Source organism: Cupriavidus sp. R6-3 (assembly GCF_059772245.1).
Map to the genome: position 1 here is coordinate 31,652 of NZ_JCBAJO010000009.1, position 18,549 is coordinate 50,200.

The following is an 18,549-nucleotide window of genomic DNA, read 5'->3' on the forward strand; positions in this document are numbered from 1 at the left end:
CATGCACCCCGAAGACCTGCAACTCCTCGTCACCCGCACCATGCCGTTCGGCAAGTACAAGGGCCGGCTGATCGCCGATCTGCCGGGCAATTACCTGAACTGGTTTGCGCGCGAAGGGTTTCCGCCGGGTGAGATCGGGCGGTTGCTGGCGTTGATGCAGGAGCTCGACCACAACGGCCTGTCGCATCTGCTCGCGCCGCTGCGCAAGCGCTAGCCGGCCGCGCGGTCGACGGTGGCGCCGCCACGGCGCACCGGGTCCATGTGGGTCATCACGTCGAGCACGTCGCGGTTTTCCATCGCGCGCCGGCGCGCCTCCATCGCGATCGCGTGGCCCTGCTCGACGGTCAGCATCGCCTCCATCTCCAGATGCACGTCGACCAGGATCAGGTCGCCCATCTTGCGCGTACGCAGGTCGTGTACGCCCAGCACGCCCGGCGTGGACAACAGGCTGTGCCGGATTGCCTCGACGGTGTGCGCGTCCGCGCCGCGGTCCATCAGGTCCTGCATCGCATTCCAGCCAAAGCGCCAGCCCATGCGGATGATCATCAGGCCGACCACCATGGCGGCGACGGGATCGAGCCAGCGATAGCCGAGCAGGCTGCCGCCGATACCAAGCGCGACCACCAGCGACGACGCGGCATCCGAGCGCGAATGCCAGGCGTTGGCCGCCAGCATGCTCGAGCGCACGCGGTGCGCGACCGACAGCAGATAGCGGAACAGCGATTCCTTCAGCACCAGCGTGCCGAGCGCGACCCACAACGCGGCCATGCCGACCGGCGGCGTGTCGCCCGCGGGATCGACCTTGCCGGCCGCCGACCACAGCATGCCCACGCCGACGGCAAGCAGCAGCACGCCGAGCGCCAGCGAAGCCGCGTTCTCGAAGCGTTGGTGGCCGTACTGGTGATCTTCGTCGGGCCCCTTGCCGCTGTGCATGCCTGCGAACAGCACGATGAAATCGGACAGCATGTCCGACAGCGAATGGACGGCATCGGCCAGCAGCGCCTGCGAGCCGGCAACGATGCCCGTGACGGCCTGCGCGACGGTCAGCACCAGATTGGCCGCCACGCTGACCAGCGTGCTGCGGCGCGCGGCGCGCTGCCGCAGCGCGGCATCGTCATGGTCGTGGGCGGGCTCGATGGGACGGGGCTTGCTCATGGCCTCGACTGTACCGCAGCAACGTGGGCAGTTCACGCCGCGGGCGGCCTGCCAGCGTCTTGCGGAGGCTATCCGGCAAGGCAGGGCACCAGCGTCACGGCAGCGGTTCGAGATGGGGTTCCAGGACCTGCGCGATCCAGTCCATGAAGACGCGCACGCGCCGCGGCAGATTGCGTCGCTGCGCATAGAGCAGCGTAACAGGCATCGCCGGCGGCCGGAAATCCGGCAGGACTTCGACCAGCTCGCCTGCCGCCAGCCTGGCCTGCATCGCCGTGGCTGGCGCCTGGATGATGCCCAGTCCGGCGACCGCCGCGGCTTCGTACGCGGCGCCGTTGTTGACGGTGACGGCGCCCGCCATCGGCATCGCCGCATGGCCGGCGCCATCGGGGTATTCGAAGCCGAGCGGGCGCTGCCCCAGTGTGCTGGCGTAGTGCACCAGCCGATGATCGCGAAGATCGTCGATGGTGCGAGGCACGCCATGGCGACGCAGATAGCCGGGACTGGCGCAGTTGATCAACCGCATCGCCCCCAACGGCCGCGCCACCAGGCTGCTGTCCTCCAGCGTGCCGACACGCACCACGCAGTCGAAGCCTTCGCGCACCACATCGACACGACGGTCGGTCCCGCTGATTTCGATGGAAAGCTCGGGATGCCTGTCGAGGAATTCCGGAAGCCGCGGAATCACGAACATCGAGGCCATGCCGGCCGGCATGTCGACGCGCAGCCGGCCCTTCAGCGCCCCGCCGTCGCGCTGGAACATCCCGTGCAGCTCGTCCATGTCATCGAGCAGATCGCGGGCACGCTCGTAGAACGCCTGCCCGTCGGCGGTCAGCTGGACCCGGCGCGTGGTCCGATGGAACAGCTGGGTGCCGAGGCTGGCCTCCAGCCGTTGCACCGCGATCGATACCGCGGCCTTCGACAGCTCGAGGCTGTCCGCGGCCCGGGCGAAGCCGCCGAGTTCGGCGACGCGCAGAACGATGCGCAGCGTGTCGAGGGAGTCCATGGGGTGGGTTGTCCGAGCAATTGTTTGGCGATGGAAAACAGAGCTATCGCGCCACGCCAGTTTATGCGTCACGGACGAATCAATAAAGTGGATTCACGCGGCTCGACCCCGATCCGCAAAGCGAAACCCCCAACCCCCTTATCCGGAGTCCACTTCATGACCACAACTTCCACCATCGCCGTCATCACCGGCGGCAGCCGCGGCCTGGGCCGCAATGCCGCGATCCACCTGGCCCGCCAGGGCACCGACGTGATCCTGACCTACCGGGGCCAGCGCGCCGAGGCCGACAGCGCGGTCGCGGAGATCGAGCGGCTGGGCCGGCGCGCCGCCGCGCTGCAGCTGGACGTGGCCGACAGCCGCGCTTTCCCCGGCTTCGCGGCACAGGTCGAGTCGGTGCTGGCCGGCTGGGGCCGCAGCCGTTTCGATTTCCTGCTGAACAACGCCGGCATCGGCGTGCATGCCGCCTTTGCCGATACCACCGAAGAACAGTTCGACGAACTGATGCGCGTCCATCTGAAGGCGCCGTTCTTCCTGACGCAGGCCCTGCTCGGGCTGATCGCCGACGGCGGGCGCATCCTCAATGTGTCGACCGGCCTTGCCCGCTTCGCGCTGCCGGGCTACTCGGCGTACGCGACGATGAAGGGCGGCGTCGAAGTGCTGACGCGCTATCTGGCAAAGGAGCTGGGCCCGCGCGGCATCAGCGTCAACACGCTGGCGCCCGGGGCCATCGAGACCGACTTCAGCGGCGGCGTCGTGCGCGACAACGAGGAAGTCAACGCCTTCGTTTCTTCGGTGACCGCATTGGGCCGCCCCGGCAAGCCGGACGATATCGGCGCCGTGGTGGCGGCGTTGTTTGCCCCGGGCACCGGCTGGATCAACGCGCAACGGGTCGAGGCCTCGGGCGGCATGTTGCTTTGATCCTGGATGAAAAAAAGAGGCCGGTCACGCCGGCCTCTCCCCTTGTTGCGGCACGCCCGCTGCCTGCGCACAGCAGACAGCGGGCGTGCTGCTTTATTGCCTCGCCACGATCACGCTGGCCGCGATCACCCTGACCGCGATCACCGTGCCGCCGCGTCGCTCGACGCCTGCACCGGCCCCCAACCGCCGCCGAGGCTGCGCACCAGCGCCACGGTGGCGGCGGCGCGCAGGCCCGCCACCTGATTGGCCGCGCGCTGCGATTGCAGCACGGTGCGGTCCGCATCGATCACGGTCAGATAGTCGACCGCGCCGGCATCGTAGCGGCTGCGCGAGATGCGTTGCGCGCGGCGAGCCCCGGCGAGCGCGCTGTCGAGCGCGCTGGCCTGCTGCGACAGCCAGCGGACATCGGCCAGCCCATCCTCGACCTCGCGGAACGCCACCAGCACGGTCTGCCGGTAGGCAGCGACCGCTTCTTCATGCTGGGCGCGCGCCGCGGCCAGGTTGGCGCGGTTGCGGCCACCGTCGATGATCGGCGCCGCGATGGTCGAGCCGATCAGCGGGCCGAGCAGCCAGGCGCGCGAGGACCAGCGGAACAGATTCGACAGCTCGCTGGACTCGAAGCCGAACACGCCGGTCAACGAAATGCGCGGGAAGAACGCCGACTTGGCCACGCCGATGCGCGCGTTGGCCGCCGCCATCAGGCGCTCGGCCTGCGCGATGTCGGGCCGGCGCTCGAGCAGGTCTGACGGCAAGCCGGCCGGAATCGCCACCGGCGCGGCGTCGAAGGGACGTTCGGCCAGCGCGAATTGCGACGGCGGCACGCCGGTCAGCACGGCGAGCGCATGCTCCTGGTTGGCGCGACGGCGCTCGATATCGGCCAGATCCGCGCGGGCGGTGCCCAGCTCGGCCTCGGCGCGTGCCGGATCGAGGTCGGTGGTCTCGCCGGCATCGAAACGGCGCTTGAGCAGGCGCACCGCGTCCTCGCGCAGCGCGATCGTCGCGCGCAGCAGCTGGCGCTCGGCGTCGAGCGTACGCAGCACGAAAAAGGCCTGCGCAACGTCGGCCTGCAAGGTCAACTGCACCGAGCGGAACAGGTCCTCGGCCGCTTCGCCCTCGGCGCGCGCGGCACGGACGCTGTCGGCCACGCGGCCGAACAGGTCCACCTCGTAGCTGGCGATCGCACGGGCCCGCAGCACGGTGCGCGGCGACACCGGCGTGCCGTCGGGCAAACCGAGCGAGGCCGCGGACGGCTGGCTGCGCGTCGGATCGAGGCCGACGCTCAGTTGCGGATACAGGTCGGCTTCGGCCACGCCGGTGAAGGCGCGCGCCTGCTTGACGCGCGCGGCCGCCGCCGCGAGGTCCTGGTTATTGCTGTTGGCCGCGTCGATCAGCCGATCGAGTTCTGCGTCGCCGAATACCTTCCACCATTGGCCGCGTTCGACGCCCTCGGCCGGCGTCGCCACCTTCCACTGGGCGCCTTCGGCCTGCGCGGCCTCGGCCTCCTTGAAGGCCGGGGCGGTCGCGGTTTCCGGCACCTTGTAAGTCGGCGCCAGCGAGCAGCCTGCCAGCACCAGCGCGGCGGCCAGCGTGGCCAGCCGCGGCATCCACGATTGCAGGTTTGCTGTCATGTCGTTGTTCCTTGATTCTCGTTCTTTGGCTCGTTCGGTGTGCTCCCTCCCCGGGGGAGCGAGCACACCTTCACTGCGACTCAATGTTGCGGTTCAGCCAGTGCCACGCTGTTGTCGGGCTTCGGCTCCGGCGCCGGCTCGGGCTGCGCCTTGCCGCGCGTGGCCAGCTTGCGCAGCGCCACGTAGAACACCGGCGTCAGGAACAGGCCGAAGAACGTCACGCCCAGCATGCCGGCGAACACCGCCACGCCCATCGCCTGGCGCATCTCCGCGCCCGCGCCGGTCGACACCACCAGCGGCACCACGCCCATGATGAAAGCGAACGAGGTCATCAGGATCGGGCGCAGACGCAGGCGGCTCGCCTCGATCGCGGCCTGCACGATGGTGCGGCCCTGATGCTCCAGCTCGCGGGCGAACTCCACGATCAGGATCGCGTTCTTCGCCGACAAGCCCACCAGCACGATGAAGCCGATCTGCGTGAAGATGTTGTTATCCCCACCCGACAGCCACACCCCGGTCAGCGCGGCCAGCAGCGACAGCGGCACGATCAGGATCACCGCCAGCGGCAGCGTCAGGCTCTCGTACTGCGCGGCCAGCACCAGGAATACCAGCAGCACGCACAGCGGGAAGATCCACACGCCCGCATTGCCGGCCAGGATGTCCTGATACGTCAGCTCGGTCCATTCGAACTTGATGCCCTTCGGCAGCGTCTCCGCGGCGATGCGCTCGGCCGCGGCCTGCGCCTGGCCCGAGGAGAAGCCGGGCGCCGGTCCGCCGTTCATGTCCGCGGCGGTAAAGCCGTTGTAGCGCACCACGCTGTCCGGACCGAAGCCCTGCTTGACCTGCACCATCGACGACAGCGGCACCATCTCGCCGGCGGCGTTGCGCGTCTTCAGCTGCAGGATGTCCTCGGCATGCTGGCGGTAGCTGGCATCCGCCTGCACCTTGACCTGGTAGGTACGGCCGAACTTGTTGAAGTCGTTGACGTAGGCCGAACCCAGATAGGTCTGCAGCGTGTCGAACACGTCGGTCACCGGCACGCCCAGCTGCTTGGCCTTGACGCGGTCCAGCTGCACGTCGAGCTGCGGCACGTTGACCTGGTAGTTGCTGAAGATGCCCGCCAGTTCCGGCGTCGCGCGCGCCTTGGTGGCGAACGCATTGGTCGCGGCAAACAGCGCGTCATAGCCGAGCGCGGCACGGTCCTCGATCATCAGCTTGAAGCCGCCGATGGTGCCCAGGCCCTGCACCGGGGGCGGCGGGAACACCGCGATGAACGCGTCCTGGATCGCGCCGTACTGCTGGTTCAGCTGCGCCGCGATCGCATTGCCGCTGAGGTCTTCCGACTTGCGCTCCTCGAACGGCTTGAGCGTGGCGAACACGATGCCCGCGCTCGGGCTGTTGGTGAAGCCGTTGATCGACAGGCCCGGGAAGGCCACCGCCGATTCCACGCCCGGATGCTTCAGCGCGATTTCTGACATGCGGCGGATCACGTCCTCGGTCCGATCGAGCGTCGCGCCATCGGGCAGCTTGGCGAAGCTGACCAGGTACTGCTTGTCCTGCGCCGGCACGAAGCCCTTCGGCACCATCTGGAAGATGCCCCAGGTCAGCGCCAGCATCACGGCGTAGACGCCGAACACCGCGCCCTTGCGGCGCACCACGCCCTTGACACCCTGCCCGTACCGTTCGGAACTGGCGCCGAAGAAGCGGTTGAAGCGCTTGAAGAAGCCGCCCAGCACGCGATCCATCGCGCGCGCCAGCCAGTCCTTCGGCGCGTCATGGCTGCGCAGCAGCAGCGCGGACAGCGCCGGCGACAGCGTCAGCGAGTTGAACGCCGAGATGATCGTCGAGATCGAGATGGTCAGCGCGAACTGCTTGTAGAACTGGCCGGTCAGGCCCGTCATGAAGGCCAGCGGCACGAACACGGCGCACAGCACCAGCGCGATCGCGATGATCGGCCCGCTGACTTCGCGCATGGCCTTGTACGTGGCCTCCTTCGGCGACAGTCCTTCCTCGATGTTGCGCTCGACGTTCTCGACCACCACGATCGCGTCGTCGACCACGATACCGATCGCCAGCACCAGGCCAAACAGCGACAGCGCGTTGATCGAGAAGCCGAACGCGTACATCAGGCCGAACGTACCGACGATCGACACCGGCACCGCCAGCAGCGGAATGATCGACGCGCGCCAGGTCTGCAGGAACAGGATCACGACCAGCACCACCAGTGCGATCGCCTCGAACAGCGTGTGCGTGACCGCCTCGATACTGTGCCGCACGAACTGCGTCGGGTCGTAGACGATGCTGTAGTCGACGCCGTCCGGGAAGTTCTCCTTGAGCTCTTCCATGGTCTTGCGCACATCGTCGGAGATCTGGATCGCGTTCGATCCCGGCGCCTGGAAGATCGGAATCGCCACCGCCGGCTTGTTGTCGAGCAGCGAGCGCAGCGCGTATTCGGACGCGCCCAGCTCGATGCGCGCGACATCGCGCAGATAGGTCACGCCGCCGTCCGGCGAGGTGCGGACGATGATGCCGCCGAACTCTTCCTCGGTGTTCAGGCGCCCCTGCGCGTTGACGGACAGCTGCAGGTCGGTGCCCGGCAGCGACGGCGAGGCGCCGATCACGCCGGCGGCCACCTGCACGTTCTGCTCGCGGATCGCGCGCACCACGTCGCTGGCGGCGAGCTGGCGCTCGGCCATCTTCTCGGGATCGAGCCACACGCGCATCGCATAGTCGCCCGAGCCGAACAGCTGCACCTGGCCCACGCCCTGGATACGCGCCAGGCGATCCTTGACGTTGATCACCGCGTAGTTGCGCAGGTAGGTCATGTCATAGCGATCGTTCGGCGAGACCAGGTGGACCACCATGGTCAGGTCGGGCGAGCTCTTGACGGTCGTGATGCCGAGCCGGCGCACGTCCTCGGGCAGGCGCGGCTCGGCCTGCGAGACGCGGTTCTGCACCAGCTGCTGGGCCTTGTCCGGGTCGGTACCCAGCTTGAAGGTCACGGTCAGCGTCAGCAGGCCGTCGCTGTTCGACTGCGAGGACATGTACAGCATGTCCTCGACGCCGTTGATCTGCTCTTCCAGCGGCGAGGCGACGGTTTCGGCGATCACCTTCGGGTTGGCGCCCGGATACTGGGCACGCACCACGACCGACGGCGGCACGACTTCCGGATACTCGGAAATCGGCAGCTTGAACATGGCGATCGCGCCGATCAGGAAGATCAGCACCGATAGCACGCCGGCGAAGATCGGCCGGTCGATAAAGAATTTCGAGAGGTTCATGACGGGTCTCGATAAAAAAGGGAGCCCCCTGGCGGTCCGTTTTCTGGACGCCATGGAAACGCATTTGGGCGATGCAGCTGGCTGACTGGGTCAGCTCAGGATGCCGTGGCTGGCGGGGCTGGTTCTCCCTCGCCAGCCCGCGGGCGAGGCGAGAAAATCAGGCTGGCAAACGTCATCCGACCGACTCCTTCTTGGCCGGCTCCGGCTGGTTGTCCGCGCTCTTTTCGGTCGCATTGCCGCGTTCGAGCTCGCGCTTGAGCGCCATGCGCACCGGCGTCGGCGCGACCGTATCGCCCGGCCGTACGCGCTGCAGGCCGTTGACCACGATCACCTCGCCCGCCTTCAGGCCGGAGCGGATCACGCGCAGGCCGTCGTAGTTGGGCCCCATCTGGACTTCGCGATAGTTCAGCTTGTTGTCCTTGTCGACCACCAGCACGAACTTCTTGCCCTGGTCGGTGCCGATCGCACGGTCGTTGATCAGCACCGCGTCATGCGGCGCGTTGCCGCCGAGCTTGACCTTGGCGTACAGCCCCGGCAGCAGGCGTCCGTCCGGGTTGTCGAACACCGCCCGCACGCGGATCGTGCCGCTGCGCGGGTCAAGCCGGTTGTCGACCGACTGGATGCGGCCCTCGTGCGGATGGCCTTCCTCGTTGGCCAGGCCCAGATACACCGCCATGCCCTTGCCGTTGGACCCGCCCGCGGCGCCCGGCGCCGTGTAGCGCAGATAGCTCTGCTCATCGATCTCGAAGCTGGCGTACACCGGCGACACCGACACCACCGTGGTCAGCGCCGGGGCATTGGCGCCCGGGGCGACCAGATTGCCCACCGTGATCTCGGCGCGCGAGACGCGGCCGGTCACCGGCGAGGCGATGCGGGTGTAGGCCAGGTTCAGCTTGGCGGAGTCGAGCGCGGCCTGCGCGGCGCGCACGTTGGCGTTGGCCTCGCGCGCCGCATGGATGCGTTCGTCGAATTCGCGGCGCGAGATCGCGTTGTCGTCCAGCAGCCGCTGCGCCCGCACCTGCTCGCTCTGCGCGTGGCTGGCGCGCACCTGCGCCGCGGCCAGCGCGGCTTCGGCGCGGGCCACCTCGGCCGCGTACGGCCGCGGGTCGATGGTGAACAGCAGATCGCCCTTCTTGACCATCGCGCCTTCGCGGAAGTGCACCGCGTCGATGGTGCCGCCGACGCGCGGACGCACCTCGACGCGGTCGATCGCCTCCAGGCGGCCCGAGAATTCGTCCCACTCGGTGATGGTCTTGCCGATGGCGGCGGCGACATCGACCGCCGCCGCGCTGGCGGCGGGGCTCGGCACGGCTTGCGCCTCGCCGGCATGCCAGGGGCGCAGGATCGAGGTCGCCAGGCCGGTGCCCAGCACGACCACGATGGCGACGGCGATCAGGCTACGTCGGGATTGCAGCTTCATTTCTTCACTCCGTTTCGGGTTTTCTTCAACCGGAAAAGCAAAAGGACGAACGCCGCCCGCCGGGCCCGTTCGGCGCCTTGCGGGTGAGCACACCCTGGGGCGCCGACGCGGGGTCCGGAGACATTCACACGCGGCTGACTTCTCGAATGGCGGCCGGCGCTAGCGCGATGAACGCTGGCGCGGCCGCAGGCACGTCACGGCGCCCAACCGGAAGGCTTGGCTGCCGGCCGGCGTTCGGCCTGTGGCGAGGCATCGTCGCTGTCCGCGAATCGTTCTCGCAGAAAGCGCGCGCCTTCATCGACCCATACCTGACATCGGTCGTGGGATGCTTCGACACCGGCGCCACAGGCGCCGGGCATGATTCGGGTTTCCGCCGCCACGCCGCGGTCGAGCAGCTTGCGTCCGAAGGCCTCGCCTTCGGGCCGCAGGGCATCGAGCTCGGCCACCTGGATCAGCGTCGGCGGCAGGCCGGCCAGGCGCATCGCATGCGCCGGCGCGGCGTAGGGGTGGACCGACGCGGCGGGCGTCGGCAGGTAATCGCGATAGCAGACGGCCATGCGCTGCAGCGTTTCCAGCGGCACGTGCGCCTGGCCGGCGCAGGAGGCGTGCTGCAGGCAGGGGTCGGTAACCGGGCGGATCAGCCATTGCGCGCGCGGCGCGGGCAGGCCGCGATCGCGCAGCATCTGCGCCACCGCAATCGCCAGATTGCCGCCGGCTTCCTCGCCGACCAGCGAGAAACGCATCTTGTCGACCTTGAGCCGGCGCGCCTGGCGCAATACCCATTCGGCGGTATTGAAGGCGTCCTCCGGCGCGGCCGGGAACGGATGGTCCGGGGCCAGCGAGTATTCGGGCGCCACCACCACGGCCGGCACTGCGCCGGCCAGCTGGCGGGTCAGACGGGCCGCCTTCTCGATGCCGCCGTCGACGAAGCTGCCGGCGTGCAGATACAGCAGCCACGGCAGCGGCGCCGGCGCCCAGGCGGTCGGATACCCGGCCGGATAGCACACGTGCACAGCGATGGTGCGCTCGCCGCTGGCGATCTCATGCCGCACCACGCGCGCCGCGGCGCCGGCCTTGGCGGGCTGGGATGCGGTGGCTTGCGTCGGTTTGGTCATGGTGTCGGTCCCGTTGCGCCGGCCGGGAACACGGCTCGACGCATGGTTTGCATGTTGCGTTGCATCGAATTATGGTGATTGACGTAGACGGGATAAAGGCGCAGTTTGCCAACGCACTATTCTGCGGATGGAATAATCGCGCCGGCCCGTGGTCTGTTCCGATAGATCGTCCCCATTCGGCGAATAACCGCTCCACTGTTGCGGTTATGCCAATGAAAGACCCTACCGTGCATACGACCGACAGAGTGAGTAAGATTCGCCCTCGCCAGCCGCGCGGCGCCGTCCGCTCGCTATGGCTTCTAATTGGACAGCCGCCATGGACCGCTTCGTCTCAATGCAAGCCTTTACCCGCGTCGTGGACGTCGGCAGTTTCGCCCGCGCGGCCGAATCGCTCGATTTGCCCAAGGCCACGCTGACGCGGCTGATCCAGAATCTGGAAACGCACCTGGGCGTCAAGCTGCTGCACCGTACCACGCGCCGGATCAGCGTGACTTCCGAAGGCGCCGCCTATTACGAGCGATGCGTGCGCATTCTGGCCGATGTCGACGAAGCCGAGCAATCGCTGACCCATCAGAACCAGACCCCGCGCGGCACGCTGCGAGTCGATACCGTGGGCGGGCTGGCGCGCCTGGCGCTGGTGCCCAATCTGCATGAGTTCTTCGCGCGCTATCCAGACCTGAAGGTCGAACTGACCATCAATGGCAAGCCAATCGATCTGCTGAAGGAAGGCGTCGACGTGGTGATCCGCGTCGGCGATACCGTCGACGATACGATGGTGGCGCGCCGCATCGGCCAATTGCGTCTGGCGTTCTACGCGTCGCCGATTTATTTAAAGCAGCACGGCACGCCGACCACGCCCGAAGAATTGATGCAGCATCGCGCGATCAATTACCTGTCGACGCGCACCGGCCGGGAAATGCCATGGATCCTGACGCGCGGCGACGAACGCCATGAATTGCTGCTGCCGTCGGCGATCTCGACCAACGATCCGGAGGTCTATATCGGCTGTGCGCTGGAAGGACACGGCATCGCCGTCATTTCGCGCGTGATGGCGCAACCGTATCTGGAAAGCGGCCGGCTGGTCGAAATCATGGGCGACTGGCAGGAAGAGGTCATGCCGATCTCGGCCATGTATCCGCAAAACCGGAATCTGTCGGCCAAGGTGCGGGTCTTCGTCGACTGGGCCGCCGAGATATTCGCGCGAGATCCGGAAATGGGCTATCGCGATTCGTTCCCGGGCCCGCGCCCGGTCGTGGCGCCGGTGTTGGAGGCGGTGTCGTAGCACGCAGAAATCAAAAGCTGCGCACCGCCTGCCCCGAATCGCATTACGCCTGCGGCAGCTGAATACCCCGCGAAAGGCCGCGCACAGTCAATTCGCTCAATGCAGCTTGCCCAACTCCCGCGAAATCTCTGCCGGCGAATCGTAGTCGCGCTCGGGCAGTTGTTCCAGTTCGGCCATCACTTCCTCGCTGGCGCCGCCGTCGCGGGCGCGCGAGAGGATGTCGTCCTTGGTGGCGGGAAAGTCGATGCCCTTCAGGGACTTCTGCACATCGATCGGGCTCGGCTCCTCGCGTCCGCCTCCGCCATCCTTGCCACCCTGCGCGGCGCCCTTGCCGCTCGATCCGCTCTTGCCCTGGTCGGTCTGCTTCTGGGTCATTGCATGCTCCTGTGATTGCTGTTGCCCGAGCCCGGCGCCCGGGCCGGGTCCGAAGATGCCGCCGGCGTGTCGGCGCCGTCGAGCCGGGTATCGATCAGCCGCCGGCCCTCGAGCAGGCAGGCCTCGATCGCCGTGGCCGCGTTGTCGAACGCCGTGTCGACATCGGAGGCGAAGGACGTCGGCAGGTCCTGCGTCGTGGCCGCACGCGCCCCGGCCGGCAGGATCTCGCCCTGGTAGCCGTAGCGCACGCCCGCGCTGGCGCCGACCGGCACCGCGTGGGCGGCGATCAGATGGTCGCGATAGAACATTTCCTTCATGCGCTCTCCTTCAGGCGGGGGGATGCCGCGGCGCTGCCGCGGCAACCGGCGCTGGTGTTGGTGCCGGTGCGCCTCGTCTTACGTCGCTTCGGTGATGACCGCGCGCTCCAGCCACTGCCGGATCGTGGCCATGTGCTGCTCTTCCTCCGTCAGCGCCTGCTGGAACTTCTGCGCCATCTCGGTATGACCGGTCTCGGTGGCGAGCTTGATCAGCAGCTCCCAGCCGGCGTTGTCGGTCATCTCCGCGGTAAGCAGCGCATTGAGGCATTGCGCGAAGTTCGTGCGGGGATCGGCGATGGTCTGCAGCACGCCCATCGCGGTGACACCCGCCACGTCGGCGCAGGGCGTGACCGCGGTCGGGTCCGCGCCGATCGCGCGCATGGTCTCGTCGACCATCGCGAAGTGCTCGGCCTCTTCATCGTGGAAATGCATCAGCGTGCCGAGCACGTCCGGATCGACCGCGCTGGTATCCATCTCCTTGCACTTGGCGATCATCAGTTCGTAGAGGCGCGTACCGGTACGTTCGAAAGCCAGGCGCTCGCCGAGCTTGTCGATCAGCACCTCGGGACGATTGCCGGTCAGCTTGTCCACGGTCGTGCTCATCGCGCCCTTGAGCGTACCGGGCAGCGGCACCGAACCGACCGGATCGGCCGCATCAATATATTGGGCACGCATATCGGCGGCGGGCTGCGATTCGGCCGGCACGTTCATATCGTCGATACCGCTGTCCGGCCCCATGTTTTCGGCATAACGCTCCATGGTCTCGGTGTCGATCGGCGACATCTGCGCGCCGGTGCGGTTGACGCCCATCTGGGTGGTCTGTTGCATGCGTTCTCTCCAGTTTCGGTTGTCCTGCTCGATAGTCAGGCGATAGTCAGGCTCGATAGTTCAAGCGATCGTTCGGCTCGGTAGTTCAGCGTGCGGGCCTCGGCGGCCGCCTCGGCAACAAACGCCTCAGGCGCTCGTGTGCATCCGCGCCAGTTCCGTGCCGGGCGTCCACACATAGCCGGCGGACACCAGCTGCGACGGCGAGCCTTCGGCATTCATCACGCGGCGGTATTCGATCGAGGCGGGGCTGTCCTTGTCGAGCGGCACGAAGTCCATGCCGTTGGCGCGCAGGTCCACCTCGTCCGCGAGCACCTTGCGCACGAAATCGCGTTGACTGGCGAAGTCGATCGGCTTGGGCAGCGGCCCGGACAAGATCTCGGCCGGATCGCGATTCTCGTGGCGCTTGAGCATTTCGCAGGCGACATGCAGATGCCCCAGCTCGTAATCGAGGAAGCGTTCCCAGATCGCCTTGATGCGCGGGTTGCTCTCCTGCTGCACGCAGCTGTAGTAGTTGTAGGCCTCCATCGCTTCGTGAATCACCCACTTCTCGATCATGCTTTCGTCGGGGTCCATCAGCGAGCCGTACTGCGTCACGTGCTGCTCCTCGATCGAGGCGATCTCGGCGTACAGCTGGCGCGCCAGCGGATCGGTGAACAGCGGCCCGATGTTCATGTAGTAGTCGTGGGTCTGGTACTCGGCCGCGGTGATCATCGCGGCGTGGATCTTGGTGATCAGCGCGGCGTTGGCGCGGTCGTAGCTCTCGCGCACGTCATCCTGCGGCGCGCGGTGTTCGACCCAGGTCGAGCGCCCCGGCACGATGTCGGTATGGCCCTGCGTGATCGCGTTCGCGTTCTTGCCTTCGAGCCGGTCGAGCAGCGCGCTATAGCGGTACAGGTGATCGAAGTCCTCCAGCAGGCCGAAGCGATAGGCCTGCGCCTGGTAGGGATCGGGCTCGGTCTGCGCGACGGCCGCGGTGACCTCGATGGCTACCTGCTCGTAGGCGATCGTGGTCTCCAGCGGGGAATGGTCGGCGCCGATCAGCCAGTTGATCATCGTCGCCTGGTGATGCTCGACGCGGCGGATCTGCGCGAGCGGAATGCGCAATTCCCGATTGCAGCGGGACATGATGTGCTTGAGCCGCAGCGCATCGGATTCGATGCCATTCATCAGAATGATCCGGACGCGAGTGAATGCGTCGTCGTCCAGCTTGCTGATCGGCGCCTGGACCAGGTCCTTCCAAGTGAAATGTTGCTGGCCCAGCGGGCAGCCCTTGGCATCCAGCAGATCGGTCAAGGTGTCCATGGAAACTCCATTGTGGGGTGAGCGAAAGACGCCGTGCGGCATGCCGCCGGCGACGCGTTTCTTGCTCTAGCAACGGGCGTGCCGATCCCGCTGCGCGCCAGCGCAGGCCCCACGTTGTGAATCCGGAAGACAATCCCTGCACGCCTTGCAAAACTTGCGCTGGCGGCTCGCGCAGCGTTGCGCAAAAAAATGCGCCCGCCGGTTTCTTGCCGGCGGGCGCATTGGACAAGCGGTATGGCGCGGGTTTTAAGCGGAACGACTGCGAAACGGAATTGCCGCGGAATGGAATTGCCGCGGAATGGGGGTTGCCGCGGAATGGGGTTGCCGTGAAATACGACTGCCGCGGAATGCGACTGCCGCGGAGTGGACTACCCCGCTATTGCTTGCCGATTTCCTGCAGCATGCGCGTCATCAGATACAGCCGCGGCACGATCGAGTCGATTTCGATGTACTCGTCGCGTGCGTGATAGCCGAACCCGGCGAGGCCAAAACTCTCCACCACGGCGGGCTTGCCCGACAGCGCGGCATAGCCGGCGTCGGTGCCGCCGCCGGTCCCCTCCGCCAGCGCGAGCGGGCGGCCGTCCAGTTCGGCGTAGATCTGCTGGGCCCGCTTCGCGAGCGCGCGGCCCTTTTCGTTGACGACAAAGGGCGGACGGCCCTCCTCCATCGACACCGTGGTATGCGTATCCGGAATCAGCCTGCTCTCGGCGACCTTGCGCTCCAGCGCGGCCTTCAGCTTCTGCGGACCGTCCTTGACCGTGGTGCGCACATCGGCGGTCGCCACCGCGACTTCGGGAATCTGGTTGCGCACGACGCCCGCCTGCGCGCCGGTCCAGTTCAGCTGCGTGCCGGGCACCGACTTGGCGATATCGCGCGTCTGCTGCAGCTGATGGGCGAGTTCGAGCAGCGCGTTGCGGCCATGCTCGGGCGCCGCGCCCGCATGCGCGGCGCGTCCCTTGACCTCCATCGTCGCACTGGCGGTGCCGCTGGCGCCGAGCAGCAGCGCCTCGGCCTTGACCACCGCCTTGGCCGCGGTCGGCTCGCACGACAGCACCACGTCGTGCTGCTCGCCGAGCGCGGCAATCAGCTCGCCCGAGCCCTCCGAGCCGATTTCCTCATCGGCGTTCAGCAGCACCGTGATGCGCGCATAGTCGCGCCAGCCGCTCGCCTGCAGGATCTCCAGCGCGTGCAGGATCACCGCAATGCCGCCCTTGTCGTCGGCGATGCCCGGCCCGTACAGCTTGTTGCCATCCTGCCGGATCGGCTGCGTGGCCAGCGTGTTGGGAGGATAGATGGTGTCCATATGCGCGATCAGCATGATGCGGGCCTTGCCGTTGCCCGTCAGCGTCGCCTTGACGATCGGACTGTCCCCGCTCTTCGGCTTGACGCGCTCGACGGTCGCACCCAGCGCCGCGAGCCGCTTCTCGGCATACGCCGCCATCTGCGCCAGTCCCGCCGCGTTGCGGCTGCCCGATTCGATCGACACCATTTCCTTCAGCGATTCGATCAGTTTCGGCTGCGCGGCGCGCGCTGCCTCGAACAGCGTCGCGTCGGGCGCGGCCTGCACCGCACTGGTGGCGGCGGCGGTGCAGACGAACAGCGCGGCCGCGGCGAGGCGGCGTACGGCGGGGGGCAGACGTGGCTGCATGAAGTCTCCTGGTGAGGGCCCGGGGTAGGAATGTCGTGGCGGCAAGGGCCGCCTTGTGCCGGGAGTCAATCCGGGATGCTAGGGCTTGTCCGTCGCACAGGGGAGGACCAATATCGCCATTTCCGATGCCGATCCCGCCAAGTCCGTGTCCCGCCCGCCCTGCCAAGACGAAGATGCTGCCGCACACGATTTCCCCGAACTCGGCCTGCTGCCGGCGACGGATCGCCCCGCGCCCGAGCTGCATGTGCGGCTGCTGTGGCTGCCCCACGCCATGCCGGGCTCGCTGTTTGCCGCGCTCGACGTGCTGCGCACGGCCAGCGGCATCGCGCAATTGCAGCGCCCCGGCCGCGATTGCGGCCTCAGCTGGCAGGTGATCGGGGAAACGGGACGCGCGCTGCCGATGCCGGTACCGGGGCTGGCCCGGGCGCGCCGGCGCTCGCGCCCGGCGGAGCGCGGGGACAAGCGCGGGGACAAGCGCGGGGACAAGCGCGGGGACAAGGGCGCGGACAAGCGCGCCGTCGAACGCGCTGTCGAACCCCCTCCCCAGCCTGCCGAAGCGCATTCACTGCTGGTGATCCCCGGGGTGATGGCCCGCAACGCCCCGCATCTGGGCGAGCTGTTCGAACAGCAGCGCGCGGTGCTCAGGCTGGTGGAGCGGCATGCGCAGGGGGGCGGCTGGATCGCCGCGTCCTTCAACGGCATCGCCTATGCCGCCGAACTCGGCCTGCTCGACGGCGCCCGCGTGAGCGCGCCGTGGCTGTACCAAAGCTGGATGGCGCGCCGCTATCCGCTGTGCGACTTCACGGACGACGAGCCGATGGGCGTGCACGGGCGCGTCTTCCACAGCGTGGCGCCGGCTCTGCAGACCGAATTCATGCTGCGCGTGCTGGGCCATCTGCACGATCCCGATCTGGCCCAGGCCAGCGCGCGCGTGCTGCTGTTGCAGGCAGAACGCCAGCAGCTGACACCGGCGCTGACGGCGCAGCGCTGGCTCACGCCCACGGCGGACAGCCCGGTGTTCCGCGCCAAGCGCTGGCTGCAGGACCATATCGGCGCGCCATACCGGCTGGCCGAAGTGGCGCGCGCCGCCGCGGTCAGCGAGCGGACCTTGCTGCGGCATTTCCGCCAGGTCACCGGCGCGACGCCGCTGGCCTATCTGCATGCGCTGCGGATCGAACGCGCGAAGACGCTGCTGGAGGTATCGCTGCACGGCACGCAGGCGATCGCCGAAGCGTGCGGCTACAGCGATGCGGCGACCTTCCGGCGGCTGTTCCAGCGCGCGACGGGGATGTCGATGTCGCACTATCGCGCCCGCTACGCGCTGCGGGCGCGGCGCCGCTATTGGCGCGTGGAGGACGCGCTGCGCGAAGGCGCCGCGGCCTGAAGGACCGGGGCCCCGGGGCCCGGGGGCGGGGGCCAGGGCCCGGGGCGAGAAACAGCACAAACCCTTCGGCAGCGCTTCTCGCGCGTTCGGACGTCAGACGGCGTCGGGCCGGCGCTCGATCCGGTTGACCACGTCCTCGACGCCGTGCAGATACCAGGCATCGCGTTCGGCCTGGCGGCGCGCGCCCTCGCCCGCATAGCCCTCCAGCGTGACCACGCGGTTTTCGGTGCGGATGACGATCTGGTCCGCATTGACCAGCGGGTCCGACTCGAGCACCAGGCGCAGCGCCTCGGTGATCTCTTCGTCGTTGTCGCGCTCGGCCGGCGCGATCTCCAGCTCATTGACCACGCACTGGCAGCCGGGCGACCACCAGGCCAGCACGCCGGCCAGGCGCATATGGGAAAGGCTGATCACCTGTCCGCGCAGGGTCACGATGCCATCGACGGTATTGACCTCGATCCAGCCGCTGCGCTCGCCGACCGCCTCGCGCAGCGTTTCCAGCCGGCCCTTGGCATGCACGCAAATCTTGCAACTGCGGAAATCCACCGCCTGCAGCAGTCGCTGGCAGACGGCATTGCGCAGCTCGCCATCGCCTGCGGGCGCGGCGCCGTTGGCCACGCGTAGATGGTCGATCACGCACGATACGCCGTCGATCTTGCGCATCCGGGCCGCGGCCCGCGTCTTGGCGACGATATCCGGCACGTCGCCCTCGAGGATCAGAGCGCCGTCGGACAGGCGCAGATTGATGGTGGGATGGAGATGCTGGCCGTGGAACGGCAGATTGGCCAGCGCCGCGCGGGCCTGCGTGAGCACCGCTTCGCTGCTCTGCATGATGTTGCCTCCTGAGGTGGCGGGCAGCAGCGCCGGATGGCGGGGCGCTGCGCCCTGTCCAT

16 protein-coding genes are annotated in these 18,549 nt (G+C 67.8%); 4 read left to right on the forward strand and 12 right to left on the reverse strand.

The window, feature by feature from the left end; translation table 11 throughout:
• Position 1: 1 nt before the first annotated feature.
• Positions 2-214: a DUF3820 family protein gene (locus AC6EI8_RS03520; protein ID WP_149316540.1), complete on the forward strand. Its 213-nt coding sequence runs from the start codon at positions 2-4 to the stop codon at positions 212-214.
• Here AC6EI8_RS03520 and AC6EI8_RS03525 read toward each other — a convergent pair.
• Both AC6EI8_RS03525 and AC6EI8_RS03530 read right to left on the reverse strand, forming a co-directional pair.
• Positions 211-1,155, reverse strand: a complete 945-nt coding sequence (locus tag AC6EI8_RS03525; protein WP_149316370.1) for a cation diffusion facilitator family transporter — start codon at positions 1,153-1,155, stop codon at positions 211-213. The two genes, AC6EI8_RS03520 and AC6EI8_RS03525, sit on opposite strands and share 4 nt — an antisense overlap.
• A gap of 94 nt (positions 1,156-1,249) precedes the next feature.
• Positions 1,250-2,158: a LysR family transcriptional regulator gene (locus AC6EI8_RS03530; protein WP_498381278.1), complete on the reverse strand. Its 909-nt coding sequence runs from the start codon at positions 2,156-2,158 to the stop codon at positions 1,250-1,252.
• A gap of 156 nt (positions 2,159-2,314) precedes the next feature.
• On the opposite strand from AC6EI8_RS03530, the gene AC6EI8_RS03535 reads away from it, so the two are divergent.
• A complete protein-coding gene (locus AC6EI8_RS03535) occupies positions 2,315-3,076 on the forward strand; it encodes an SDR family NAD(P)-dependent oxidoreductase (protein WP_149316372.1) in 762 nt (253 codons plus the stop codon).
• A gap of 140 nt (positions 3,077-3,216) precedes the next feature.
• On the opposite strand, the gene AC6EI8_RS03540 is transcribed toward AC6EI8_RS03535, so the two are convergent.
• The 4 genes from AC6EI8_RS03540 to AC6EI8_RS03555 all read right to left on the reverse strand — a co-directional run bounded on the left by AC6EI8_RS03540 (position 3,217) and on the right by AC6EI8_RS03555 (position 10,520).
• Positions 3,217-4,704: an efflux transporter outer membrane subunit gene (locus tag AC6EI8_RS03540; RefSeq protein WP_498381279.1), complete on the reverse strand. Its 1,488-nt coding sequence runs from the start codon at positions 4,702-4,704 to the stop codon at positions 3,217-3,219.
• Positions 4,705-4,784: 80 nt separating this feature from the next.
• Positions 4,785-7,985, reverse strand: a complete 3,201-nt coding sequence (locus AC6EI8_RS03545; RefSeq protein WP_149316374.1) for an efflux RND transporter permease subunit — start codon at positions 7,983-7,985, stop codon at positions 4,785-4,787.
• A 172-nt stretch (positions 7,986-8,157) separates the two neighbouring features.
• Positions 8,158-9,405: an efflux RND transporter periplasmic adaptor subunit gene (locus tag AC6EI8_RS03550; RefSeq protein WP_498381280.1), complete on the reverse strand. Its 1,248-nt coding sequence runs from the start codon at positions 9,403-9,405 to the stop codon at positions 8,158-8,160.
• Positions 9,406-9,599: 194 nt separating this feature from the next.
• The gene (locus tag AC6EI8_RS03555; RefSeq protein ID WP_498381281.1) at positions 9,600-10,520 is read right to left on the reverse strand and encodes an alpha/beta hydrolase; all 921 of its coding nucleotides are present in this window, start codon (positions 10,518-10,520) and stop codon (positions 9,600-9,602) included.
• Positions 10,521-10,836: 316 nt separating this feature from the next.
• On the opposite strand from AC6EI8_RS03555, the gene AC6EI8_RS03560 reads away from it, so the two are divergent.
• Positions 10,837-11,802: a LysR family transcriptional regulator gene (locus AC6EI8_RS03560; protein ID WP_053824353.1), complete on the forward strand. Its 966-nt coding sequence runs from the start codon at positions 10,837-10,839 to the stop codon at positions 11,800-11,802.
• 96 nt (positions 11,803-11,898) lie between these two features.
• On the opposite strand, the gene AC6EI8_RS03565 is transcribed toward AC6EI8_RS03560, so the two are convergent.
• From AC6EI8_RS03565 to AC6EI8_RS03585, 5 genes are all read right to left on the reverse strand, one after another.
• Positions 11,899-12,177: a DUF2795 domain-containing protein gene (locus tag AC6EI8_RS03565; protein WP_149316379.1), complete on the reverse strand. Its 279-nt coding sequence runs from the start codon at positions 12,175-12,177 to the stop codon at positions 11,899-11,901.
• The gene (locus AC6EI8_RS03570; RefSeq protein WP_149316380.1) at positions 12,174-12,494 is read right to left on the reverse strand and encodes a hypothetical protein; all 321 of its coding nucleotides are present in this window, start codon (positions 12,492-12,494) and stop codon (positions 12,174-12,176) included. The genes AC6EI8_RS03565 and AC6EI8_RS03570 overlap by 4 nt, the downstream gene beginning before the upstream one ends.
• Positions 12,495-12,572: 78 nt before the next feature.
• The gene (locus AC6EI8_RS03575; protein ID WP_149316381.1) at positions 12,573-13,322 is read right to left on the reverse strand and encodes a DUF892 family protein; all 750 of its coding nucleotides are present in this window, start codon (positions 13,320-13,322) and stop codon (positions 12,573-12,575) included.
• Positions 13,323-13,448: 126 nt separating this feature from the next.
• The gene (locus AC6EI8_RS03580; protein WP_498381282.1) at positions 13,449-14,624 is read right to left on the reverse strand and encodes a hypothetical protein; all 1,176 of its coding nucleotides are present in this window, start codon (positions 14,622-14,624) and stop codon (positions 13,449-13,451) included.
• 376 nt (positions 14,625-15,000) lie between these two features.
• On the reverse strand, positions 15,001-16,260 hold the full coding sequence (locus AC6EI8_RS03585; protein WP_150082916.1) for a M20/M25/M40 family metallo-hydrolase: 1,260 nt from the start codon (positions 16,258-16,260) through the stop codon (positions 15,001-15,003).
• Positions 16,261-16,510: 250 nt separating this feature from the next.
• Between AC6EI8_RS03585 and AC6EI8_RS03590 the strand changes: the two genes are divergently transcribed.
• Positions 16,511-17,656 carry a GlxA family transcriptional regulator gene (locus AC6EI8_RS03590; RefSeq protein WP_498381294.1) on the forward strand — a complete coding sequence of 382 codons (1,146 nt, stop codon included), beginning with the start codon at positions 16,511-16,513 and terminating at the stop codon, positions 17,654-17,656.
• 93 nt (positions 17,657-17,749) lie between these two features.
• Here the strand turns inward: AC6EI8_RS03590 and AC6EI8_RS03595 are convergent, their stop codons facing one another.
• Positions 17,750-18,487 (reverse strand): BON domain-containing protein, encoded by a 738-nt coding sequence (locus AC6EI8_RS03595; protein WP_149316383.1) that lies wholly within the window; start codon positions 18,485-18,487, stop codon positions 17,750-17,752.
• Positions 18,488-18,549: the final 62 nt, after the last annotated feature.